Genomic DNA, 24,136 nt, shown 5'->3' on the forward strand with positions numbered 1-24,136 from the left:
TTAGCGGCGGGCTTTTACGGCTTGTTAAGCGATGAAAGCGCTACCATGCACAATTTAATGAATGCTCGTCGCCTCTTGCTTCTTTGCCGGCTCGTGGTTGCGCACAGTGTTGGCTAAATCACACTTTGCAAAAACTGCCGGTGCTAAGGTGAGTTCACTCACAAAAAAGACCTGTGCTGGAGTTCGCTATGTTGTTTAACCGCAAAAACCCACAAGCTGCCACCGAAACTTTGCGCCACGCCGGTGCGGGTGCGGCCCCCGTCACTCCAGCCAGCCCTTTGCCCAACAAGCGCGACAAGCGTATTGCCGACGTTCCGGTTTCTCGCCTTAGCACGCACGCTCGCTGGCAGCCCGCAGGTAATTGGAGCGGTATTTTTGATCTGGCCGTCTGGTTGCGTCTGCCTCAGGGCAGTGCCCACCCCCTGCAATTAGCGCTGCGTTATACCGATCAAAAAGGCGAGAAAACCGTGCTGGTGGATATCTGCAAGCCAGGGACTTACAAAAGTGCCCTGCTCAATGGCAGCGTAATGATTGAAGCGCAAGGCCGGGTTCGCGATATGGGTTTGTTTTTACTGGGTCTGCCGGGGGATATCCCCATGGGCCTCGAAGAGTGGCACTTCTTGCCGCAGCTTAAGCGGGCGGTATAAGCCTCGTTTGTTTGACCCCCTCCTGAATCTTCCCCTTCGTCACGACCGCCGGCGCACCCTCTAGGCGCTGGCAGGTATTTCTTTATTAGGCTGCTATACTCACCCGTAGGTCGCGCGATTAAGCGATCGATTGCCGTTTTGTAAGGGACTGCTAAACCCCGCTGGTGGTCGATATAGCCGTTAAAAACAAATGCGCGCCGGTATGAAAGGATCTAACCGGATGACTGTACGCTTTACTCGAATTTTACCGCTGCCCTTTTTATGGTTATTACTGTGCTGCCACGCCCATGCGCGCGCCGATGCCGCTGTGCCCTCAGTGCGCGTGGTACTGGGCACCAACACTCCATCGGCCTACAGCGCCGATAAAACCTCCAATAGCCTCGGCCAATCTGCCGAGCTGGTCCGCTGCGTTTTTGCCCACCTACCCTTCGAGGTCAGTTTGCATGTGCAGCCGTGGCGGCGCGTACAGCAAGAGGTGCTAACCGGTGCCTCTGATGGCTTTTTTACCGCTATGTCAGATCCGCAAGTAGATCAGTATGCGGCGCTTACGGACCCCCTTGTGCTAGAGAAGTGGTATTGGTTTAGTCGCTCCGATACGCCGCGCGATGCCAACCCAGTCAGGTTGCGCAGCGGCACCATACTCGGCAGTCAGCAACAGCTGTGGTACGAGCTCAATGGTCACTCCAGCACCTTATCGGCACAAGATTTACCCCAGCTTATTAAACTGCTGCTCGCCGGCCGTATCGACGTGATTCTCGCCGATCGCGAACACTTTATTGAAGCTGCCAGCGCTTTGGGCGTGACGGCTGAGCGCTATCAGGCACAGTTTTTTCGCTATGTGCCTCTGGGGGTTTACCTCGGGCGGGAGTTTCTTGCCGATAACGCCGACTTTATTGCGCACTTTAATCAAAAAATACCCTTATGCGTTCCCGAAGGGTTTGCGTTGAACCCCCTTGAAGAGGCCATCATTCGCCAGCGTGTTGAGCCGGTAGTAAACCGCTGGTTAGCGTCGCCAGCACTGGCAGGGGTACTGGCTGAGTACAATCAAAAGCGAGCTCGTTTAACCGACTCGCATATTCAGCAGCGCGACCATTTTTGGCGCGAGGCATACCGCCGGGCAGATACCGAATCGCTCGATGACATGCTGGCGCCGACATTGATGGCTGAGCTGGCACAGTGGTACGGCGAGGATGCCACGGGGTATATCAGTGAAATTATCATTACCGGTGCGCGGGGGCTTAACCTTGCCGCAGTGCCTTATAGCTCGGACTACTGGCAGGGGGACGAAGCAAAGTTTCGCCAAGCTGTGGTGCAGCCGGCCGGGCAGTGGTTTTTTGACGAGGTTGTGTTTGATAGTTCCACCCATCGCTTTCAGGTGCAGGTAAGTCTGCCCGTTATGGTTGCGGAGGCCGTCGCCGGAGTTATTACGGTAGGAGTTGATATCGAGCGGGTGTTACACGAGGTCGATGGCTAAGCTGTTAGCGGTCGCGAGATGGTCCCATTAAGGCGGCCATTTTGTAAACTTTTCACTTGGCTCTGTTTTTTACGTCGTTATTTGTCTAATTCACCCGCGATAGCGGGGATTTAAATCGGCCCCAATTTTGCTCTGTAGTTAACACGGTAATGGACTAAACCTTCACAACAGAGCGTACTATGACGGATAAAACTCATAAACCCACAGTCATTATTACCGGCTGCGCCGGCAACTTGGGCAGCAGCTTAGTAGCCACGTTAAAGCAAGGTTACACAGTGATTGGCCTCGACCAAGATGAGTCGCCGTTAGCCGACGCAAGCTTCCAGGTGGATTTGACCTCGGCCGACTCGGTGCAGCTCGCCCTCGAGCGATTTGCCCGAGAGTACGGGCACGAGGTCGCCGCTGTCATTCATTTAGCCGCTTACTTTGATTTCTCGGGCGAGAAATCGCCGCTCTACGATGCCGTGAACGTCCAAGGGACTAAGCATTTATTGCAAGCACTTAAAGATTTCACGGTCGAGCGCTTTGTGTATTCAGGCACAATGCTGGTACATAAACCCGGTGTGCCGGGGCAAAAGATCACCGAGCAAACCCCCATCGCACCCGGCTGGGCTTATCCCGAATCTAAAGCGGAGACAGAAACGGTCATTGCCGAGCACGCCAGCATGCCTTATAGCTTGCTACATCTGGCCGGTCTGTACGATGAGCAAACCGCTGTGCCTACGTTGTCCCACCAGATAGCGCGTATTTATGAGGACAGTTTAAAAAGTCATGTGTACGCCGGCAACGTCGGTGCGGGCCAAGCGTTTATTCACCGCGATGACTTAATGGCGCTATTTGCCCAAGTGATCGAGAAACGCAACGACTTACCGCGCGAGCACGTCTTGCTCGCCGGCGAAGAACACACCGTTAGTTACGAGGCGCTGCAAAATCACATAGGTGCACTTTTACATGGTGAGGACAGTTGGTATACCCGCTCGGTGCCCGAGGGGATAGCAAAAGCGGGTGCTTGGTTAGAGGCGCGGTCAGAGCCGGTGGTGCCAGATGATTTTGACAAAGGCGAGAAGCCTTTTATTCGCGCCTTTATGATCGACATGGCCTCCGATCACTATGAGCTGGATTGCACCAAAGCCAGGCAAGAGCTTGATTGGCAGGCACAAAAAAATGTATACGATGAGCTGGAAGTTTTAGTAAAAAACCTAAAGGCAAACCCGCTCGAATGGTACAAAGCAAACGGTATAACGCCTCCCGACTGGATGACCTCGGCGGCGCAAAAAAAGCAAAACCCCGATACGCTGTTAAATAACTATCACGACTATATTGCGCGCGCCCACTACCAAAACCTGTGGGCGCCTTTTTTGACCATTGCACTGGGGGCCTGGTTGGTTACCTCCCCCGAGGCGATGGGATATGGCGATTCGCCCCTAGCCATTAGTGATCGTATTAGCGGTGCATTGTTAGGCTTGTTTGGCACCTTGGCGATTAGCTGGCGTATGCGACTGGTACGCTGGGCCAGTGTGTTGGTGGGGTTGTGGCTGATGTTCGCGCCTTTAGTATTCTGGACGCCCAGTGCCGCCGCGTATTTAAATGGCACGGTTATCGGTATGTTGGTGATTGGTTTTGCCGCACTCGTACCGCCTATTGTTGGTGTGTCGCCAGCGGCCGAAATGAGCGGGCCAACGATTCCACCGGGCTGGCGTGTTAATCCATCCAGCTGGTTTCAGCGCGCGCCGATTATTGCCTTGGCCTTAGTAGGCTTTTTGATTTCTCGTTATCTAACCGCGTATCAGTTAGGGCATATTGATGGCGTATGGGAGCCATTTTTTAGCGGGCCAAACTCCCCTGACAAAAACGGTACCGAAGAGATTATTACCTCTAGTGTCTCTGAGGCGTGGCCAGTGCCCGATGCGGGGCTCGGCGCTCTTACCTACGCGTTGGAGATTTTAACCGGCTTGCTCGGTTCTACCCGACGCTGGCGCACCATGCCGTGGTTGGTGGTATTGTTCGGGTTTATGATTGTGCCGCTTGGTATTGTCTCTATCACGTTTATCATTATTCAGCCTATTGTTATTGGCACTTGGTGCACTCTGTGTCTGCTTGGCGCTCTGGCGATGTTGATTCAAATCCCCTACTCATTGGATGAGCTGATTGCCACGGGGCAGTTTTTAAAGCGTTGTAAAAAAGCCGGTAAACCCGTACTAAAAATATTCTTTGTTGGCGATACCGATGAGGGCAAGAGCACCAAGGCGCCCGACGATTTTACCCGCTCGCCTTTAACCGTTATTAAAGACATGGTCGGTGGCGGTATTACCGTGCCGTTAAGCTTGCTCGCGGCCATACTGATTGGCATCTGGTTAATGTTTACCCGCTTAACCTTAGGGCATGCCGATCAACTAGCTAACTGGGAGCATTTAATCGGCGCGTTGGTGGTTACTGTCAGTGTCTGCGCTTTTGCTGAGGTGGCAAGGCCGATGCGTTACGGATTGGTAGTGCTTGCGCTTATGCTCTTACCCGCGCCGTTTTTTGCCGGTGCTGGTATGCTGGCCTATGCAAGCTCGGGTATTTGTGCCGCCGCACTCATTGGTTTGGCGCTGGTGCCTTTGTCGGTGCGCGGAGAGTATGGCGGCTGGAACAAACTATTGCGGCGGGAGAAGGTTTATAGCGAGTCAAGCGCACCTAATAGTAACCATTGATACAGTTTTTCTTTGACGCCGCTCGGGGCCGCTAACGCCATGCGCGCCAGTTCATCACGGTATTGCTGTTGATTGGCGTTCAGGCCGCAGCGCAACAATGTGGCGGTGGCTTTGTTAGCGCCGGCGCTTTCTGAGAGCAGCGTTAACGCCCGGCTTAACCTTTGCTCAGTGGCGGTAAAATCGCTGCCCAGAGGAAAGTGCTTGAGTGAGCCGCTATCAAAACCGCTTTTCAGTGCGCTGTGTAACCGCTCTGGCGTGTTGTGGCAAAACGCCGCGGGGACTTGATAGCTCTGGGGTAATTTCCCACGGGCTTTCGCTTCGTTAAGCAATGACTCTTGAAAGCGGGAGTCGGCAATCTCAATCATCGCGGCAATCACCTCGGCATCGCTTTTTCCTCGCAAGTCAGCGACACCGTATTCGGTGACGACAATGTCGCGTAGGTGGCGAGGAATTGTGGTATGGCCGTAGTGGGTAACGATATTAGACGATAGCTTGCCGCCGCGTTGGCGTGTGGCCCGCACCGTGATTATAGAGCGCGCATTTTTTAACGCGTGAGCTTGTGCCACAAAATTATATTGTCCGCCCACACCGCTAATCACCTGGCCGTTTTCTAAGCCGTCGGATGTGACGGCACCGTCGGTGGTAGCAATCATGGCACAGTTGATAAACCGCGCGTTTTGTCGGGCTTGGCGTTTATCCTGCTCGCTGCCAAGCGCATGACCATAGGCATCGTTGATAAAGTTAACTGGCATCATCGCGATTTGCTCGCGCTTATTTTGCGGAAGCGCTTGCAGTTGTCGGTAAAACAACGGGCTGCCCATAAAAAAGCCCGCATGCAAGCAGTAGCCGTTTACTGTACGGGTAAGAATACCCGCTTCTATCAGCTCGACAAACCCTTCGACGAGCATTTCACTTAAACCGTACAGACCTTGTTTAAAAGGCCCGCTTTCACTTTTAGGCCAGCTGGCGGCGCACTGCAATTGGTGGGTGAGTTGTTTGAACTCTTGTGGTGATTGCTGGCGCAGCACGAGTGCAGCGGCAATGGCATCGCCGATGGAGCCGATACCAATTTGCAAGGTTCCGCCGTCGGGTATTAAACGGGCGCAGTGTAGCGCTATGGCATGATCGGCGTAGCTTACCGGTTGGTGCGGCGGCATAAAAAGCGCAAAGTCGTAGGCCCGCTCGTCCAGTACTAAATCTAGCTCGTCGCTTGCGCGTATAGCGGCGCCGCCTAAAAATGGCAGTTGCCGATTAACTTGCACTGCCATTAAAAAGTCGATTTCGCCACGGCTGCGTTTGTCGAGTAAGTCGACCGTTATATCGGGATTACAGCTTAAACTGTAACTCGCGCCCAATGGCTCGGACGAGCTCTCTGGGGCAACTTGTTGAGTAATAACATTCACACCGGCGCTAATCAGGTAGTCCAAAGCATCGGTGTAGTTAATGGAGGTGTAGTTCTGTTGCACAAGGTCGCAGCCGATCCAGCCTGCAGGCTGCAAAAAAAACTCGGTTACCGATATATTGTTGGGCAGGGCTTTTTCTTTTAATGCTTGGGCGTACTCAAGGCGCGGGTAACCGCCAAAAAAGCGCTTTGAGATTGGCGCTAAGAAACGCCGGCCGAGCTCATTGGGCGCCGTAGGCGTCTCAAGTGTCAGGGCGGTAAAAATATCGAGGGTTAGGCTGCTGTCTTGGCGGGCTCGCTGGTACAAAGCATTCACTAAGTGGTTGGCTTTGCCCAAACCGAGCGGTAGGCCAAGCACAATGTGCTCGCCTACTCGCTCAATTATGTCGTCAACTAGTGCGTCGGGGGTGTGGCAGTGCTTCATTATGTCTCGGAAGACCAGCCCGCGTCAGGGGTGTAACGCTCCCCGTGTTGCCCTGCTAATTTTTCTAGCTCGGCTTTAATTGCTGCGTGACCTCGGGCTTGACTGTAGTGCATGGGGCCACCACGGAAGGGCGCAAACCCGGTGCCAAAAATCATAGCGCCATCGAGTAAGTCGGCGTCGTCAATTACGCCTTCGCGCAAGCAGCCCATACAGGTGTTTAGCATAGGCAGTAGCAAACGGTCGGTTAGGTTGTCCGGCCCGGAGGCGGCGTTGTCCGACTTTTTAGGTTTGCCTTTTTCCCACACGTACAAACCTTTGCCGGTTTTTTTACCTAAATCGCCTTTGGCGACTTTGTCCGCTAGCCACTGGGGTACCGCTGGCATGGGTTGTTCGAGTCCTGCGTTAAGCATCTCGGCCACGCCCATGCAAATATCCAAACCGACCACATCGGCCAGCTCGACCGGCCCCATGGGCATGCCAAACTTCTCCGCAGCCCGGTCGATGGTTTCGGGGGCGATGCCCTCGTCCATCAGTACCATGGCTTCGAGCAGGTAGGGTGTTAGTGCACGGTTTACTAAAAAGCCAGGGGTGCCGGTCACGGGAGTGGGTAAGCGTTTAATTTGTCCGGCAAACGCCAGTGCTTTTTGGTAGGTGGCGTCACTGAGCTTGCTGTGGCGCACAATCTCTAGGAGCTGCATTTGCGATACCGGGTTAAAAAAGTGCAGCCCCACTAAACGGCTTGGGTCTTGTAGCTCTTGCTGTAAATCGTCCAGCGGAATACTCGAGGTGTTGGTGGCCAAAATTGCCCCGTCTTTTAACAGTGGCTCGACTTGGCTGTACACCTGCCGCTTGATCTCAATTTTTTCGGGCACCGCCTCAATGATTATATCCGCGTGGCGTGCGCCGTCGTGGGTTAAATCGGGAATCAAGCGATCGAGTACGGCGCGTTTGGCTGCGACACTCATGCGTTTTTTGTCGCACAGCTTGGCGGTGCGGGCCACAGCTTTACCGATGATTTCGGCTTTCATATCGAACAGGGTAACGGTTAAACCCTGCAGGGCGCACCAACCGGCAATATCGCCGCCCATGGCGCCGGCCCCGATCACGTGTACGTGTTTGGCTTTCTCTACGCTCTCGATATTACTGGCGAGTTTTTTCATTTTTTCTTGCAAAAAGAAAACCCGCACTAAGTTGCGCGAGGCGTCGGTAAGTAGCAGCTCGGAGAATGAGTCCACCTCGGCGGCCAGCATTTTTTTGGGGTCGCCATCGGCGTTTTCCCATAAATCAATGAGCTTGCCCGGGGCGGGGTAGTGTGCCGGCGGCGCTTTAGCGGCGGCTTGGTCGCGCATTTTTTTGGCAATAAACTTGCGGGCCGGGCCGGTGTTCATCAGTTTGGTTTTAAGACCTGGTTGTTTGTGCTTAAGCTTACCGGAAATGGCCGCGTCGATGGCGCCGTATACATGGCGCTCGGGCACCAGCGCATCAATAAGCCCGAGGCTTTTAGCGCGTTTATCGCGCACGGTTTTGCCGGTAAGCATCATGGTCATGGCCTCTACCGGGTCGATTAGCTTAACGCTGCGACCGGTGCCGCCAAGGCCTGGGTGTAAGCCTAGTAAGATTTCGGGAAAGCCGAAACTGGCCCCAAAAACACCCACGCGGTAATCGCACACTAATGCCAATTCTAGGCCGCCACCAAAACAGTGGCCGTGTACCACCGCGACTTTGGTAAATGGGAGTGCGGCGAAGCGGTTAGCTACCGTGTGGGCGGCCTGCAATTTGTCGCGCGCGGCATCAAGGGTGTCGATTTGGCGAAATTCTTTAATGTCGGCGCCCACGCAAAAACTACCGGCTTTGGCCGAACGCAACACCAGCGCTTTAGGCTTGTCGGCTTCAAGGGCCATTACCACTTCGTCTAGCTCTTGGAGTGCGGCTTGCGACAATACGTTGACCTCGGCGTCGGCGCAGTCGAACATTAACCAAGCGACACCATCATCGGCGACGCGCAACTGCCAGTGCTGCCACGCTGTGGCGACGTGACCACCAGCTTCACTAAATGGGCCTATGGCTTTTGCCCGGTCGCTCAGGGTTTTAAGTACTAATCCGTTCATAAGTTTCTCCTGGCTTAGAGCATTTCGATCAGCATGGCGCCAGCTTGGCCGCCGCCGATACACTGGGTGGCAATACCGCGCTTGAGGCCTTTTCGCTCCAGCGCGTTTACCAAGTGCAACACTATGCGGTTGCCGCTGGTGCCTACTGGATGACCAAGGCTGATGGCACCGCCATCAATATTAAGCCGTTCGCGGTCAAATTCACCCAATACACCGTCAATGCCAAATACACCGTGGCAAAAGTCTTTGTCGTTCCAGGCGGCAAGGCAGCCAAGCACCTGCGCGGCAAAGGCTTCGTTTAGCTCCAGCAACTCGATGTCGTCGAGGGTCATGTTGTTGCGAAGGGCCAGGCGACCAACGCTGACGGCAGGCCCCAGTCCCATAATTTCGGGCTCTAGCCCCGACCACTCGCTGTCGCGGATTACGGCTTTGGGTTTTAAGCCGTGTTTTTTAACGGCCTCTTCGGAGGCGAGAATTACCCAGGAGGCGCCGTCGGTGATTTGCGAGCTGTTGCCAGCGGTGACCTTGCCGTAGGGCCGCTCGAATACCGGCTTAAGCTTGGCTAGGTGCTCCTCTGAGCTGTCGGGGCGCACGCCGTCATCGTGGGTGTAGACGCTGCCATCGCTGGCCACCATGGGCATCACTTCGTTATCGAGCCAGCCGGCTTTTTGCGCCTCGGCCAGACGCAGATGGCTGCGCACTGCATAGGCATCGGCTTCGGCTCGGCTGATATTAAATAAGTTGGCGACTACCTCGGCAGTCTGGCCCATGTTTAACTCCACCACCGGGTCGGTCAGGCCTTTTTTAAGGCTGATCTCGGGTTTGAAGTAACCGGGCTTGAGTTTGAGTAGATGCTTGAGTTTGTCGGGTAGTGAGCGCGCTTGCCCTAGTTCGGCCAACCACTTGGTGGCGTCATCTTGCAAGATGAGTGGCGCGTGGCTAAGCGCTTCGGCGCCGCCGGCCAAAATTAAATCGTCGTTGCCCTCGCTGATGTAGCGAAACGCGGTTTCGATCGATTGCATGCCCGAGCCGCAGTTAATCTGCATAGTAAAGGCGGGCATAGTCTCGCCAAGACCCAGGCGCAACGCGGCAATACGTGCCGGGTTCATCTCGGCGGCAATCACGTTAACACAACCCAAAATGACGCGGCTGAAGTTCTCGGCGGCTACCGGCTGACGCAACAACAAAGGCCGGCCAGCCTGGACGGCTAAGTCGACCGGGGTAAAGGGGCCGGGTTTGCCCCGTGCTTTGATAAACGGGGTGCGCGCCCCGTCGACGATATAAACCGGGCGGCCGCCGTTGGTGCTGGCCTGGGTGTGCAAGCTCATAGAGGTTCCTTTTTGTTGTCCACTCACAGGGTTTCAGTATGGCAGCAAAACCATGATTATGCAGATATTGTACGCCACCTGAGTGCCCATTAGACGCTTACATTGCTGTCTTGTTTGGCGCCGTAAGGTGGTAGCGTTTGTGATAAAGGTAGCAGGATTGATGCCGATTTGGCGCCTTTGTCGGTTTGCCCGCCGGAGCGGCCCAGTGGGCGGCCTAGCTCGCTGGCACCTAAACCGGAGCTTATCTCGGGCTAAGAATATTGCAAAATTTACCAGTTACGGTGTTCTCTACAAGATTTAAGTCGCCATAGTAAGCCCGCAGCGAGGCCTGGCCGCGAGCGGCGTGCTGGCATGGTGTTTGCGAAACTGCTGGGGAAGGCATTGGCTTGTTGTGGGTTCGACTCCGCTGCACCAATGGTAACGCGTAATAGCAAACAGGAGAGCGCAATGAAAGTTCAAGATGTAATGACGCAGAAGCCTGAATATTTAGATGTTAACGCCAGTATCCGCGAAGCCGCTTTGGGGATGCGTGAGTCCGGTCGCGGTTTTACCCCGGTAGCCGATCATGAAAAAATTGTGGGTATCGTCACCGATCGCGATATTGCCCTGCGCGCCGTGGCCGAGGGTAAAAATGGCGACGATAACGTCGGCTCTATTACCAGCGGCAAAGTATTGTATTGCTACCAAGGCGATCAGTTATCGGACGTACTGCAAAACATGCAAGATCAGCAAGTGCAACGTTTGATTGTTTTGAACAACGACAAAAACAAAGATTTTGTCGGGGTGGTAAGCTTGGCGGATATTGCCAATCACTGTACAACGGACGATTTAGGCCGTCGCGTGGTTAATGCGTGCCGGCACTATCATTAATATACCGGTTAATGCTTGGGCCGCTTAGCCAGCCAGCGGTCCAAGGCGTTGGCAAAGCGCTGGCGGTCTGCTTGCGACAGCGTGGGTGATCCACCCGTGTCTATGCCACTCGAGCGCAAGTTGTCTAAAAAGTCTCGCATGTTTAACCGCGCTCGAATGTTTTCTTTGGTATAAAGCTCGCCTCGGCTATTAAGTGCCGTGGCGCCTTTGTCGATCACATCGGCGGCCAGCGGAATATCTCCGGTAATTACCAAATCGCCGCTATTCACCCGCTGATGAATCTCGTTGTCGGCCACATCAAAGCCGCGCTCAACTTGGCGGAATTGAATGTAAGGTGACTTGGGTATTTGCAGCGACTGATTGGCCACTAGGGTTACTAGCACCTGAGCACGGTTAGCCGCCTTAAAGAGAATCTCTTTCATGGCGACGGGGCAGGCGTCGGCATCGACCCAGATTTGTGTGGTAGCAAGCTCCGTCACTTATAAGTCAACTTTGCCGCGGAGCTGCTTGGTGCGCCCGCGCTGAGTTTTTTTGTCCATACGCTTTAGTTGCGAGCCGCGGGTGGGCTTGGTCGGGCGCCGCGATTTACGTTGCACACCTGCCTGTTTAACCAGCGCTTGTAAGCGCGCGAGCGCATCGTCTCGGTTTTTTTCCTGGGTGCGAAACTGCTGCGCCTTGATGACGATAACGCCTTCTTTCGTAATGCGTTGATCCGTCATCTTAAGCAGTTGCTGTTTGTAAACATCCGGTAGGCTTGAGCGGCGGATATCAAAACGCAGGTGCACGGCGCTGGAAACTTTATTGACGTTTTGGCCCCCCGCGCCTTGCGCGCGGATGGCCGTCAGCTCGATTTCCCAGTCGGCGATTTGCACATTGTTAGTAATAAATAACATGGCGCTAAAGTATCGCAACCGGGAAGTAAAAGAAAGGCCTTAACCGCGAGCTACATGCTTGGATAGTCGGTATAACCTGCAGCACTGCCGCCGTGAAAGGTGCTCGGGTCGGGCTCGTTTAGCGAAGCATTTTGGGCAAAGCGCTCGGGCAAATCCGGGTTGGCGATAAACTTAACCCCAAAGGCGACGGCGTCGGCTTTGCCTTCGGCCAGCCATTGGTTCGCCTGATCTTTTTCAAAGCCTTCGTTGGCAATATAAACTCCTCCAAACATTTGTTTTAAGTCAGGGCCCAAGCTGTCGTCCGCCTCGTGCTCTCGGCTACAAATAAACGCTAGTTGGCGTGTGCCCAGCTCGCGAGCGATATAGCCAAAGGTTTCGGCGGGGTTGTCATCGCCCATATTCTGGCCATCGCCGCGTGGCGCTAGGTGCATGCCGACCCGGCCAGCGGGCCACACCTCTAGCACGGCGTCGGTCACCTCAAGCATTAATCGCGCCCGGTTTTCGAGGCTGCCGCCGTAGCGATCGGTGCGCTGGTTGGTGCTGGTTTGTAAAAACTGATCCAGCAAGTAGCCATTGGCGCCATGAATTTCTACGCCGTCAAACCCGGCTTTTTTGGCGTTTTCGGCGCCCTGTTTAAATTGTGCGATTACCTCGGGAATTTCTTCCAGCTTGAGTGCTCGCGGGGTGACGTAATCTTTTTTCGGGCGCACTAAGCTCACGTGCCCGGCCGGTTGAATGGCGCTGGGGGCGACAGGCAATTTGCCATCCAGATAAAGAGGGTCGGATATACGTCCTACGTGCCACAATTGCAGCAGTATTTTGCCGCCCTTGGCGTGTACTGCATTGGTAATTTTTTTCCAGCCCGCCACTTGGGCCTCAGACCAAATGCCCGGTGTGTCTGGGTAACCTACGCCCATGGGGGTTACCGAGGTCGCCTCGGTTAAAATCATACCGGCGCTGGCGCGCTGGCTGTAGTACTCCAGCATTAGCTCGTTGGGCACCCGGCCTTCACTGGCGCGACAGCGGGTGAGCGGCGCCATAATAATGCGATTGGCAAGCGTTAGCTCGCCGAGGGTAATTGGATCTTGCAGGCTGGGCATGGTAGCTCTCCGTTCTGGTTGGGGCTAAAGTTCACGCGAGGCAGGTTTCTATCGGTTGCCTGATAATAGATATGGGGCGCATGCCGGTCATATCAATCCTTGACCAGCATGGTTAACGAAACTTGATTGTCGCTCTGAGCAACTTGGTGCGGCTTTATCTGTTGCGCTAAAAGGTGACGCCCAGGTAAACGTAGGCACTTTTTTTACCTGTGTCGGATTCGCCGTAGGCTAGGTAGGTGGGGCCTAGAGGGCTGTCCCAGCCCAAAAATAAGCTACCGCTGCGAATCAAATCACTGTAATCAATAGCGTCTTGATCCTGCCATGCGTTGCCCGCCTCGTAAGAGAGGCCAAAATACAGAGGCAGGTTGAGTATGCGATAGTCGTTATCGGCAATTCGATAGGTATATACAACACTTGCAAAACGTGTGTGCTGGCCAGAGATAAAATCGCTCTCATTACCTGATAAGTTTAAAAAACCGCCTAAGCTGTATGAGCCTACCAGTGACAGGGGATCGTCGTTAAATGTGCTTTGCAGTTGTAAGCGGCCGCGCAAACTGTGGCGACCAAGCGATAGCGCTTTGTTTACCTCAAGCTCGACTTGAGTGGCGTTATCTTTAGTGCCAAAAAGGCTGATGTTGCTGCGTTTAATGGCCGATAATATCTTCCAGCCGCGCACCGGAAAGCTGGCGTTATCTAGGCTGTCGTAATCGATGGTTAAGACGCCGCCTTGTTCGCGGTAGTCTACCTCCGGTTGTGCAAGTTCGGCGGCGATAATAGCGGGTAAGGTTAGGTTGCCGTCCGAGTAGGTGTAACCGGTAAAAATATCCAGGCGGTCGTACGAATCCCACCCTACGCCCGTGATCGCGCCGTATTCGTTAGAGATAACCTCGCCAAAGGATTTCCCTTCAAGGGTGTACGAGAATACATCCCGCTCGGCAAGCATTCTGCCGCTGGCGTAAAAGCCAGAGGTTCTAAGTGGCCAGTAGAGTGCGGTGTTAAAGCTTTTCTCAGTGCCGAACGCAGCGGTGGTGTACCACTCGGCGCCGTACGGTGATAGGTTAGTGCGGCGGTATGAGGCGCCCAGCTGGTAGCGACTAAAAGATTTGAGGTTGTCTTCAAACGATAGTTTAAAATCTAAATAGCCTGGGCCCCACTCTTTTTCCTCAACCACAGTATAAAGTCGGTTGCGCTCATCTTGCTCGTCTATGCTGGAGCGAGCGCGAGCGATAGTGCCTTGACCGTATAACCGCTCGATCCCTTTGCGAATCTCCCACGGCGAATAGGCACCGCCGGCGTGGATTTCCATGCGGTGCAGAATATAGTCATCGCTAAGGCGGGTGTGGTTAATCAAGGATATATCGTCAATGGTGATTTTGGCATCGCCACGTAAAGATTTCGCCGGGCTTTTGGGTACGGCACTGCCACTTATTTGCGCAATGCTGGCACTGGCCTCAAAAGCCGCTATGGTTGCATCGTAGCCTTGGTCCGCAGCGCTGGCTGCTTTGTCAAAGCTCAGCAGGGTGACCTCGGTGAGCTCGGGGTGGATAAGCACGTCTTTTTCGGTGAGTAAGTCGATTTGTTGGCGGACGTTTTCTTCAGTTAAAAAGCTGGTGAGTTGCCGCAAAATACTAAGGCCTGATTGTAGGTCGTCACGAGTCATCGCCGGTGAGCCAATGTCTACGGCAATCACCATGTCTGCCCCCATCTCTTGGGCAACGCTAATGGGTAAGTTATTGGCGATACCGCCATCGACAAGCAAGCGTCCATCGCGTTCAATGGGGCGCACCACACCGGGCAGTGACATGGAGGTTTGCAGTGCGGTGGTTAAATCGCCGCGTTTTAGTATGACTTGCTCGCCGGTTTCTATGTCGGCAGCTACGGCGCGAAAGGTGATAGGCAAGTCGTCAAAGCTTTTAAAGATAACGTGGGTGCCCATTAGCTCATCAAGCAGTGATTTCATCCCTTGCCCCTGCAGAAAACCTTGGGGCAATCTTAGGCTGTGGCCGTCAAACCCTAAACCTAATTGAATGGGGAACTCGTCAATTTGCCGCTTGCGGCGATTGGGAATTTGGCTGCGCGGTAGGTCGTCGTGGTAGCCTGCGTCCCAGTCGGCTTGTTCAAACATTTGTAGAATTTCGTTGGAGGTTTTACCACTGGCGTAGAGCGCGCCGACAAAGGCGCCAATGCTAGTGCCCACCACAATATCCACCGGGATGCCGCGCTCTTCCAAAGCGCGAATTACCCCGATATGGGCGCCACCGCGGGCGCCGCCCCCACCCAATACCAGCGCGACGCAAGGGCGGTTAAGCTCGGCGGGGCAGGGGGTGGTCGCTGCGTAACTTTGATTGGCGCCGCTGAGACAGAGCAGAAGTGCCAAAAGCATTAACGCGATTCGCTGCATAAGGGTAAAGCCTTGCCGACCAAGACAAACGTGTAGCGGTCATTAAATAACGTTAAGGGAGCAATTGCCAGTGCAGTGCTTTAATGATGGGAGTGATATTGGGTCGAGCGGAATAAAAACAAATGCGGCGGATGCCCGTTGCAAGCATCCGCCGCGCTAACGATTAAGCTTTTAACGGTTTGTATTTAACCCGCTTAGGCTGGGCGTCGTTACCCTTACGTTTGACAAAGTCTTCATGGTAATCGGTGTAGTTACCTTCAAAGAAGACCGCCTCTGAGTCGCCTTCGTACGCCAGAATATGGGTGGCAATCCGATCCAAAAACCAGCGATCGTGCGAAATAACCATCACGCAGCCGGGGAAGGCTAAAATCGCGTCTTCCAGTGCGCGCAGGGTCTCAACGTCCAGGTCGTTTGATGGTTCATCCAGCAGCAAAACGTTGGCGCCTTGCTTTAGGGTGTTGGCCAGATGCAAGCGGCCGCGCTCACCACCGGATAACTCGCCGACGCGTTTTTGCTGATCGGAGCCTTTAAAATTAAAGCGCCCCACGTACGAGCGGCTTGCTACTTCGTAGTTGCCGATGCGCAAAATATCTTGCCCGCCCGAGATTGCCTCCCACACGGTTTGTTTGTCTTGCAGGTTCTCACGGCTTTGCTCTACGTAAGCGACATTAACCGTCTCGCCTAAAGTAATGGTGCCGCTATCGGGTTGTTCGGTGCCGGCAATCATACGGAACAAGGTCGACTTACCTGCACCGTTACCGCCGACAATGCCCACCACGGCGCCTTTGGGTACGCTCATGGTTAGGTTGTCAATCAACAAGCGATCGCCATAGCCTTTGCTGACGTTTTCCAGTTCGATAACTTTATCGCCTAAACGCTCACCGGGCGGAATGTAAATCTCGTTGGTTTCGTTGCGGGTCTGAAACTCCTGGCTTTGCAGCTCGTCAAACCGTGCCAAGCGCGCTTTGCTTTTAGCCTGACGGCCTTTGGGGTTGGTGCGCACCCACTCGAGCTCGGCTTTAATGGCTTTTTGGTGCGAGGCTTCGGCTTTGGCCTCTTGCTCCAGACGCTTTTCTTTGGTTTCCAGCCAGTTCGAGTAGTTGCCCTCGTAGGGGATACCGTAGCCGCGGTCCAGCTCTAAAATCCACCCGGCGGCGTTGTCCAAAAAGTAGCGATCGTGGGTAATGGCCACCACGGTACCGTTAAAGTTTTGCAGAAACTGCTCTAACCAGTGAACACTCTCGGCATCCAGGTGGTTAGTAGGCTCGTCCAGTAACAGCATGTCGGGGCGCGATAACAGTAACCGGCACAGGGCGACACGGCGACGCTCACCACCGGATAGCTTGGTGACATCGGCATCCCATGGCGGCAGGCGCAACGCGTCGGCGGCGATTTCCAGCGTGTTGTCCAGGTTGTGGGCATCCCACGCCTGAATAATGTCTTCACAGCGCGCCTGCTTTTTGGCCAGCTCGTCAAAGTCGGCATCGGGCTCGGCGTAAGCGGTGTAAATACCCTCCAGCTCGGCCAGTGCATCCACGGCCTCGCGCATGCCGTCTTCCACATTGCCGCGTACGTCTTTTTCCGGGTCGAGCACCGGCTCTTGCGGCAGGTAGCCGATTTTAATGTCGGGCATGGGGCGGGCTTCACCGTTAAATTCGGTGTCAACGCCGGCCATAATGCGCAGCAGAGTGGATTTGCCCGAGCCGTTTAAACCCAGCACGCCGATTTTGGCGCCGGGGAAAAACGACAATGAGATGTCTTTTAGAATTTCACGCTTAGGCGGGACGACTTTGCCCACCCGATTCATGGTGTATACGTACTGTGCCATTTAGCTTGCCTCGTGCTGGCCGCCAGCGGGCGGATATGGCCGGAGTCGGCCGATTGCAGATAAACGCGCAAGTTACCGAAAGGCGCCGCTTAATTCAATCTTTTATGATCGTTAAACGATCAGCCAGGGGGCTTATTAGCTCACCGATTTGGCGCGTGTGTAGACCGCCGCCACAAACTTGTAACAATCGCTCAGTAGTCTCATGCGCACAATTACCTCTTGGAGTTTGCTATGAGAAAGAGTTTTCCTTATATCTTAGCCGCGTGTAGCACCTTGGCGCTGGTAGGTTGCGGCAGCGATGATGACGACAACATCACTGATGAGCCGGTGGTAGAAACCCCTTCTGGGTTATCGTTGGAATTTGCTGGCCGCTACAGTGCAGGTCAGTTTGATGAAAGCGCTGCGGAGATTCCCGCTTACGATGCCGACAGCCAACGCTTGTTTGTCGTGAATGCCGAAAAAGGCATGCTGGATGTACTGGACTTGTCAGACCCGGCAAACCCGAGCCTGATTGATACGATCGAAGCTGGCAGCGTACTGGCTGACGGCGAGGTGAACTCGGTAGCGGTTAAAAATGGCATCGTCGCGATCGCGATTGAAGCCGATGCAAAAACCGACAACGGTGCCGTGGCGCTATACAATGCCGATGACTTAAGTTTTATATCAAGTGTGGCTGTGGGCGCTCAGCCCGATATGCTGGTATTTACCCCAGACGGAAACTACCTACTGGCGGCCAACGAGGGGGAGCCGAACGATGATTACAGCATCGACCCAGAGGGCTCGGTTGCGGTTATTGATATCTCTGATATGGCCAACCCAGCCGCGACTCTCGCAGGGTTTACTGCCTTTAATGGCCAGCGCGATGCTCTGCGTGATCAAGGTGTTCGCGTATACGGCCCTAACGCCACGCTCGATCAAGATCTGGAACCCGAATACATCGCGGTATCGTCCGACAGCGAAACGGCTTGGGTGGTACTGCAAGAGAACAACGCCATAGCGCAGGTTGATATTACGGCGGCCAACGTACAGCGTATTATTCCGTTGGGCTACAAAGATCACGGCACCGATGGCAATGGCATTGATGCCAGCGATGAAGGCCCGGTAGAGATCACCACTTGGCCCGGTGTGCGCGGTTTGTATTTGCCGGATGCGATGGCCGCCTATGAGGTGAACGGTATGACCTACCTGGTTACCGCCAACGAAGGCGATGCCCGCGCCTGGGGTGAAGATAACGACGACTATTGGGCCGGCGACGCCAGCCAAGGTTTTGTCGAAGAATTTCGCGTTAAGCACTTAGTGCACAAAGATGGCTTTGACCGTCGCGCCGGTGACGATCTGCCGCCGCAACTGCGCCAGCTTGCCGCCGGGGCTCTGCTTAACCCAACCACCTTTAGTTACTGTGGTGCCACCGCCGGTGATCCGGGTGACTGCCGTGATGACGAAATGCTGGGGCGCTTAAACGTTACTTGGACCGAAGGTTATCGTAAAAACGCCGACGGCTCTCCGGTTATGTTTGACGCCGCCGGAAACGAGTCGGCCGACGGTGACCGTTTAATGTACGACAACCTCTACAGCTACGGCGCGCGTTCATTTACCATTTGGGATGACGAAGGTCAGCTGGTGTGGGACTCGGGCGATGCCATCGAGCAGTTTTTGGCAAGCGATGACTGCATGCTAAGCGCAACTCGCGACATTCCCTGTAAAGACTTTTTTAACAGTGCCCACGACGAGGGCGATAGTGCCGACAGCCGCAGCGACGCCAAAGGCCCCGAGCCCGAAGGCATCACTATTGGGCATGTCGGCGAGAAAACCTTTGCCTTTATAGGGCTTGAGCGTATGGGCGGTGTATTAGTCTACGACATTAGCAATCCCGATGCGCCTGCATTTCAGGATTACTTAAACACTCGGGAGGATTGGACGACTGAAGATGCCGAAAGTATTCTGGCCAGCATCGGCGATCTTGGCCCGGAGGGCTTAGTGTTTATCTCCGCCGAAGATTCACCTACTGAGGATGCATTAGTGGTGGTGGGCAATGAAGTGAGTGGCACCACGGTAATCTATAAAGTGGTACAAACGTTTGAGTAGGCCTGCGTGCTGAAATTTAAAAAGGGGTGCCGATGTAGGTCGGCACCCCTTTTTATTGCTTTAAACTGCACTCTTTAACGCGGACGCGCGCTATTTGGAGGTGTCTTTTAGTGTGGCGTAGGTTCAGTTTTCACGATAACGTTACTCGCTGGTAATAAACTTCATTGTAATCAACCGTATACAAATAAAAAATTAAGTCACTATCAGCTGCAGTCATTATGGCGTATAGTGCTGCGGTTAGCCTTTTCTTTGTATCGAGCCTACTGGCACACGCCTCTATCCTCCTTATTACACTTTTAGGTAATTTGGGTGCTTAATCAGCATTCTAATTGGTTCTTATTCGTCAGCACCTAAAGTTGATCCCTAACATCTGTGGTGGTGTTTCTTAGTTCTAGTGAGAACCGCCCGATTTAAATGTATTTCTGTGTTTTTTCAAGCAGTAATCTTCCGCGCACGTGATTCCTATGTATAAGGTGGGTGCGCCTTCTATTTCTTAATTTTTGGAGCGCCATGACGGCCACTAACGAAGAATCCCAAGCGCTACAACCTACGATAATCTCATTTGTTAAAGATTTGCCAAATGTCTGCTCGCTGGCTGGGTTGGCGTGCACGTTACTTGCGATTTATTTCAGTGTTATCGGTGTTTTTTATGCGGCCATGATTGGAATGATTTGGGCCGTTGCGTTTGACTGGGCCGATGGCCTAGTGGCTCGAAAAATGAAAGGCCGTACTGGCAGTGATCGGATTTTTGGCGGTCAGCTCGATCTTTTAATCGATATCGTTAGCTACGGCGTTACGCCGGCTATTGTCTTACTGAGTTTTAGTGATTTTAACCCCATTATGTTGCTTGCCGCGTTTGTTGTGGTCGCCGCTAGTGCCATTCGGTTGAGCTACTTTAGCACTTTTGGTTTATCTAATAAGTCAAAATACACCGGCTTAGCACTTGATAACAACAGTATCGCATTGGTTTTTGTGTTTCTGTTAGAAAGTGTCCTTCCCGCTGGAGTGTTTGCTTTCGTGCTTTGTGCCTGCGCGCTGGGGCTGGCGGTACTCAATGTCTCGCAAATAAAAACCCCCAAGCTTTCTGGTAATCCACGCAATGTATGTTTTCTTGCTGGTTACACGCTGATTATAACAGCCTTGTATTTGTGGAAACTTCTGTAGATAAAAAGTAGCACTTAATGTGTCGAAATATTTAAAGCAATTTATAGGAATTAATAAATGATTGTATATACCGTAGGGACCTTTGACTTATTGCATGTAGGTCATCTCGCATTACTTGAATACTGTAAGTCGCTGGGCAGTTCGCTGGCCGTGGGTGTGGCATCCGATCGCGTGGTAAATTCCTATAAGCCCAATGTTCCCGTTATCCCACTTGCGCAACGGATGGAGATGCTGAGCGCTCTGCGCTGTGTCGATATTGTGCGGCCCTACGATGAGTTGGAGTATGTCTCGGGTTGCCAAGAGATAAACCCCGATATCTTCGTTGTTGGGGAAGACTGGGGCCGCAAACCACACAATCTTGCCGTGGAATCTTATTTAAAGTCAGCCGGTAAGCAAATTAAGCAAGTGCAGTATAACCCGCGCACCTCTTCAAGCTCGATCAAACGCGACGTCATGTCTCAGAAGCGCCCTGTTCAGCGTCTGCACATGGCTGCTGTCTAGGTAAGCTCTTAAAGCCACAACTTAACGTTGTCTGCCAGTGATAATAGCAAGGCCATTCAAGGCGCGTAGCCTTTGGCCTCGGGTAGCATTGGTTATGCGAACAGATAGCGATCCAACGATGGTTGCGCTAAGCCGCTAGAGCCGTTTGGCAGTTGTCGATATGTGCCCTAATGATAATACCCCAAAAAATAGGCCATTCGCGCAGCTGCTAAGAGTTTTTCATCGAGCTGATTGAAGTATGTGTAAGCCGATACTGAGCTTAAGGTTGAGCCCGCCGATACAAAAGAACTGTTGTCCAGTCCATAAGCCTCGCCTTCGAATTTAATGCTAATAGCGAATTATTTTGTTGGTTCCACGGCTCCTGTAGTCTCTTAATTTTAATAGAGCTGGCGTTGGACTTACTTGGGACGTTTTCGAAAGTAAAGTCGAGGGCGGAGCTGTTCGAGCGTTCCGTGTTGAGGGTACATTCGGTTGATTCTTATGGGAGTCATACTGCAAACGCGAATCGCGGTGGGCTAAGACTGCTGTCACCAGGTGAAAAGATCGATAGTGTTAATGGGAGGGCCGCTGGTAGAGGGAGGTTGCCCAGGCGGCGGAAACGACTATGATGTCGGTTAGATTAAATACGGGAGCTTAGCATGAAAAAGAATAGGTGGTTGTTGGTCGGAGGTAGTCTGAGTTTGGTGGCCGCGTTACTGCACCTAGCCATCATTTGGGGTGGTCCCGGCTGGTACCGGGCGTTTGGCGCCGGTGAGCAAATGGCGTTGATGGCCGAGCAGGGCTCCAGTTACCCCGCGCAGATGACCGGTGTTATTGCGTTTGTGTTGGCCAGTTGGGGGCTGTACGGGTTTGCCGGTGCGGGCTTATTGCCACGCATGCCGTTTATGCGTATTGCCTTAGTGCTTATCTCGGTGGTTTACGTGTTGCGCGGCTTGTTGGGTATACCTGCCGTATTGTGGGCCGATCAACCGTACTTTGCCGAGCTTGCGCAAAATATGACGTTTATGGCGGTGTCGTCGGCGGTGTGTTTGCTGCTGGGGGTGTGCTACGCCGTTGGTACTTGGCAGGTTTGGCCGCGCATTAAAAAGCGCGGAGGCTCGGACATTCCGGTTTATTAAGCTGAAGGCGCTTATGGTTTTAGGGTTGTTGCTCCTGAGGGTTGCTAGCGCTGGCACCGGGTAAATCGGCAGGTGCTAATCGCAGTTGTCGGCACAACTTTTCTTGCTCGGTGCTGTGGTCATCGCTTGAGGCGAGGCATGCGGCCAGTCGCATTAACAGTAGCTCGGGGTTTACCTGGCCGGCGCCCGCAGAGTATGTCGCGCCAATACGTTCGCGTAAGACCAACGGCAAGCGCCATTTAATTTTTAGCTGGTTGCCGTATTGGGCTGCGTGTTTGAGAAGTGCGCTGTTTATTTCCTCGTCGGTAATCGTCTCTCCTCCCGAGTCGAGATAGAGCTGAATCGCCTCTAAAACGGCACAATCCCCGATCTTGACCAGCAACCCTGCGGTATAACAGTTGGCCACATTAAGCTTTAGGCGTTTTGCCAATAGTGCGGCGTATTCGGCAAGCTGTTGCGACTGCTCGGCAAACGTTTTGCTAAGGCTTTGTAGGGTGTTGTGGCGCAGACCGCTCGTATTGGCAAGCGCTAGCGCGAGTACCTGCGTTAGTGCCATCTCGACACCTAAGGTGGCGATGGCATCACGCAGTGTGGTTATAGCGCCGCCAGAGCGCCGCATTAAGCTGCTGTTGGCCAAGCGTATTAGTCGAGTTGTAATGGCCATATCGCTTTGCCACTGCTGCGCAAGTTCAAGTGCTGAGGGTTGGTCGGCGTGGGTGATGCTCGACAGTGCCGCCTCGGCCCCAGGCATGATGGTGAGACGGGCCAGTACACTGTCGTGCTGAGCAACAAAGGTTTCTAAGTCCGGATCGTCCGCTGTATTACGGTCGCTGTCGGGCTCAGCTTCAGGCTCCGTCAGGTATCGTTTGAGCCTTTCCATCACCGCACTAGGGTCAAATGGTTTGACGATAAATTCGTTAACTTTGTTGCGCAAGCTATCGGTCACCGTGGCGCGGTCGCCGCGCCCGGTAATCATTACGATGGGCAGCTCGCAATCTTTAGCCCGAATCGCTTTTACCAGCGTTAACCCCGATTCTTGATTGGGTAGGTTCCAGTCGCACAACAATAAATTAATGGGGTGCTGTCGCCACAAGGTTAATCCAGTAGCGACGGTTTCGGCGTGGTGAATATGTACGCGGCTGTCTAGCCCTCGCAGCAGTGTCGCTAACAGTTCCTGCATGGCGATATCGTCTTCAACCACTAATACGTGCATAGGTTTTACTCTGACGTTGGTATGGCTCGTCGATTATTTGACTGTTTCGACTAGGGCGCTGGTTGTTGTGCCTCCCGGCACCAGAGACGCTGCGCTGATTAGCGCAATCCATAGACGACGTTTCTCGTCATCTAATTTTGGTGTTTTTTCAACATAACTTAACGTCATCGCTCCGGTTGGCGTATCCACTATACGTTGAACTTGATGCTGCGCTGGATGCTCCTGACAGCCTTGGTGGTGCCACTCTAGAAGCATGTCGTCCGGCTCGGACTTAATAACATCGATCTGGTAGGACTTGCAGGTTTTGGCAAACTGTTTTTCATATACGGTTAGCATGTAGTTGCCAAATCCACCGATTTGTTCAATATGCTGACGGGCGGGGCTGGAAGAGTCAATGACAAAATAAGCGCTGGAAACCAGCTCGCTCCACTCTTTGATATCCACCCCTTCTGGGACGTACTCTCTTAGTACTTGGGTTTTACTGGCGCCTTTGTTGCCTAGTACCCACGTGCGTTCATCAAAGGTGAAATCCCAGCGTTCACTATCATCAAGTGTTACCTGTTGGTTTTTCTTGAGTTGACCAGGGCATTGGTAAGGGCTTTGTTCTTTAAGCTCTAGGTTGGTGTCGATGTTTGTGATGCGAATGAGAGCGCCGGGAAGGGCGATGCACAAGGAGTTTCGCACCGAGTAAACAGCGCTACCTTGCGCAATCATAGTGGAGTTGTTGCCTAGTAACTTGCCGTTGTTGTCGAATGCCTGCAATTTATAAGAGCCAGACAGAGTGGTGCATGCTGCCAGCGACACACTCAACGTCATTAGTAAGATTCCTTTCAACATAATATCCTCTTAAGTCTTCGGTATAAGTGTTGTCGCTAATGTTGTTGCGC

The 24,136-nt window shown here is 53.4% G+C and carries 18 protein-coding genes; 8 read left to right on the top strand and 10 right to left on the bottom strand.

The annotated features are described in order from the left end of the window. The first annotated feature begins 188 nt into the window (after window positions 1-188). The 3 genes from AACY82_RS16020 to AACY82_RS16030 all read left to right on the top strand — a co-directional run bounded on the left by AACY82_RS16020 (window position 189) and on the right by AACY82_RS16030 (window position 4,814). Entirely contained in the window at window positions 189-647 is a 459-nt protein-coding gene (locus AACY82_RS16020) for a hypothetical protein (protein ID WP_339617854.1), read from the top strand. 220 nt (window positions 648-867) lie between these two features. Next, entirely contained in the window at window positions 868-2,121 is a 1,254-nt protein-coding gene (locus AACY82_RS16025; protein WP_339617855.1) for a transporter substrate-binding domain-containing protein, read from the top strand. Window positions 2,122-2,300: 179 nt separating this feature from the next. Then, window positions 2,301-4,814, top strand: a complete 2,514-nt coding sequence (locus AACY82_RS16030; protein ID WP_339617856.1) for a vitamin K epoxide reductase family protein — start codon at window positions 2,301-2,303, stop codon at window positions 4,812-4,814. Here the strand turns inward: AACY82_RS16030 and AACY82_RS16035 are convergent. The 3 genes from AACY82_RS16035 to AACY82_RS16045 are packed head-to-tail and all read right to left on the bottom strand — an operon-like array spanning window position 4,778 to window position 10,076. Continuing rightward, the gene (locus tag AACY82_RS16035) at window positions 4,778-6,640 is read right to left on the bottom strand and encodes an acetyl-CoA hydrolase/transferase C-terminal domain-containing protein (RefSeq protein WP_339617857.1); all 1,863 of its coding nucleotides are present in this window, start codon (window positions 6,638-6,640) and stop codon (window positions 4,778-4,780) included. The two genes, AACY82_RS16030 and AACY82_RS16035, sit on opposite strands and share 37 nt — an antisense overlap. Continuing rightward, window positions 6,640-8,748 (bottom strand): 3-hydroxyacyl-CoA dehydrogenase NAD-binding domain-containing protein, encoded by a 2,109-nt coding sequence (locus tag AACY82_RS16040; protein ID WP_339617858.1) that lies wholly within the window; start codon window positions 8,746-8,748, stop codon window positions 6,640-6,642. The genes AACY82_RS16035 and AACY82_RS16040 overlap by 1 nt, the downstream gene beginning before the upstream one ends. A 14-nt stretch (window positions 8,749-8,762) precedes the next feature. Then, complete coding sequence (locus AACY82_RS16045) at window positions 8,763-10,076, bottom strand: acetyl-CoA C-acetyltransferase (RefSeq protein WP_339617859.1); 1,314 nt, start codon at window positions 10,074-10,076, stop codon at window positions 8,763-8,765. A gap of 447 nt (window positions 10,077-10,523) precedes the next feature. Here AACY82_RS16045 and AACY82_RS16050 point away from each other — a divergent pair, with 447 nt between their 5' ends. Further along, the gene (locus AACY82_RS16050) at window positions 10,524-10,946 is read left to right on the top strand and encodes a CBS domain-containing protein (RefSeq protein ID WP_339617860.1); all 423 of its coding nucleotides are present in this window, start codon (window positions 10,524-10,526) and stop codon (window positions 10,944-10,946) included. 8 nt (window positions 10,947-10,954) lie between these two features. Here the strand turns inward: AACY82_RS16050 and AACY82_RS16055 are convergent, their stop codons facing one another. From AACY82_RS16055 to ettA, 5 genes are all read right to left on the bottom strand, one after another. Then, on the bottom strand, window positions 10,955-11,425 hold the full coding sequence (locus AACY82_RS16055; RefSeq protein WP_339617861.1) for a YaiI/YqxD family protein: 471 nt from the start codon (window positions 11,423-11,425) through the stop codon (window positions 10,955-10,957). Next, the gene (arfB, locus tag AACY82_RS16060; RefSeq protein ID WP_339617862.1) at window positions 11,426-11,839 is read right to left on the bottom strand and encodes an alternative ribosome rescue aminoacyl-tRNA hydrolase ArfB; all 414 of its coding nucleotides are present in this window, start codon (window positions 11,837-11,839) and stop codon (window positions 11,426-11,428) included. A 50-nt stretch (window positions 11,840-11,889) separates the two neighbouring features. Further along, window positions 11,890-12,939 (bottom strand): alkene reductase, encoded by a 1,050-nt coding sequence (locus tag AACY82_RS16065; protein WP_339617863.1) that lies wholly within the window; start codon window positions 12,937-12,939, stop codon window positions 11,890-11,892. Window positions 12,940-13,105: 166 nt separating this feature from the next. Next, window positions 13,106-15,340, bottom strand: coding sequence for a patatin-like phospholipase family protein (locus tag AACY82_RS16070; RefSeq protein ID WP_339617864.1), 2,235 nt, complete (start codon window positions 15,338-15,340; stop codon window positions 13,106-13,108). Between the two features lie 163 nt (window positions 15,341-15,503). Beyond that, window positions 15,504-17,168 carry an energy-dependent translational throttle protein EttA gene (gene ettA, locus AACY82_RS16075; protein WP_339617865.1) on the bottom strand — a complete coding sequence of 555 codons (1,665 nt, stop codon included), beginning with the start codon at window positions 17,166-17,168 and terminating at the stop codon, window positions 15,504-15,506. Window positions 17,169-17,399: 231 nt separating this feature from the next. On the opposite strand from ettA, the gene AACY82_RS16080 reads away from it, so the two are divergent. From AACY82_RS16080 to AACY82_RS16095, 4 genes are all read left to right on the top strand, one after another. Continuing rightward, window positions 17,400-19,253, top strand: a complete 1,854-nt coding sequence (locus AACY82_RS16080) for a choice-of-anchor I family protein (protein ID WP_339617866.1) — start codon at window positions 17,400-17,402, stop codon at window positions 19,251-19,253. Window positions 19,254-19,763: 510 nt separating this feature from the next. Continuing rightward, window positions 19,764-20,417, top strand: a complete 654-nt coding sequence (locus AACY82_RS16085) for a CDP-alcohol phosphatidyltransferase family protein (RefSeq protein ID WP_339617867.1) — start codon at window positions 19,764-19,766, stop codon at window positions 20,415-20,417. 57 nt (window positions 20,418-20,474) lie between these two features. Then, a complete protein-coding gene (locus AACY82_RS16090) occupies window positions 20,475-20,918 on the top strand; it encodes an adenylyltransferase/cytidyltransferase family protein (protein WP_339617868.1) in 444 nt (147 codons plus the stop codon). Window positions 20,919-21,556: 638 nt separating this feature from the next. After that, entirely contained in the window at window positions 21,557-22,036 is a 480-nt protein-coding gene (locus AACY82_RS16095) for a hypothetical protein (RefSeq protein WP_339617869.1), read from the top strand. Between the two features lie 19 nt (window positions 22,037-22,055). On the opposite strand, the gene AACY82_RS16100 is transcribed toward AACY82_RS16095, so the two are convergent. Further along, the gene (locus tag AACY82_RS16100; RefSeq protein ID WP_339617870.1) at window positions 22,056-23,249 is read right to left on the bottom strand and encodes an HDOD domain-containing protein; all 1,194 of its coding nucleotides are present in this window, start codon (window positions 23,247-23,249) and stop codon (window positions 22,056-22,058) included. 33 nt (window positions 23,250-23,282) lie between these two features. Further along, window positions 23,283-24,086 (bottom strand): hypothetical protein, encoded by an 804-nt coding sequence (locus tag AACY82_RS16105; RefSeq protein WP_339617871.1) that lies wholly within the window; start codon window positions 24,084-24,086, stop codon window positions 23,283-23,285. Window positions 24,087-24,136 lie beyond the last annotated feature (50 nt).

This window comes from uncultured Gilvimarinus sp., assembly GCF_963972205.1.
GTDB lineage: Bacteria > Pseudomonadota > Gammaproteobacteria > Pseudomonadales > Cellvibrionaceae > Gilvimarinus > Gilvimarinus japonicus.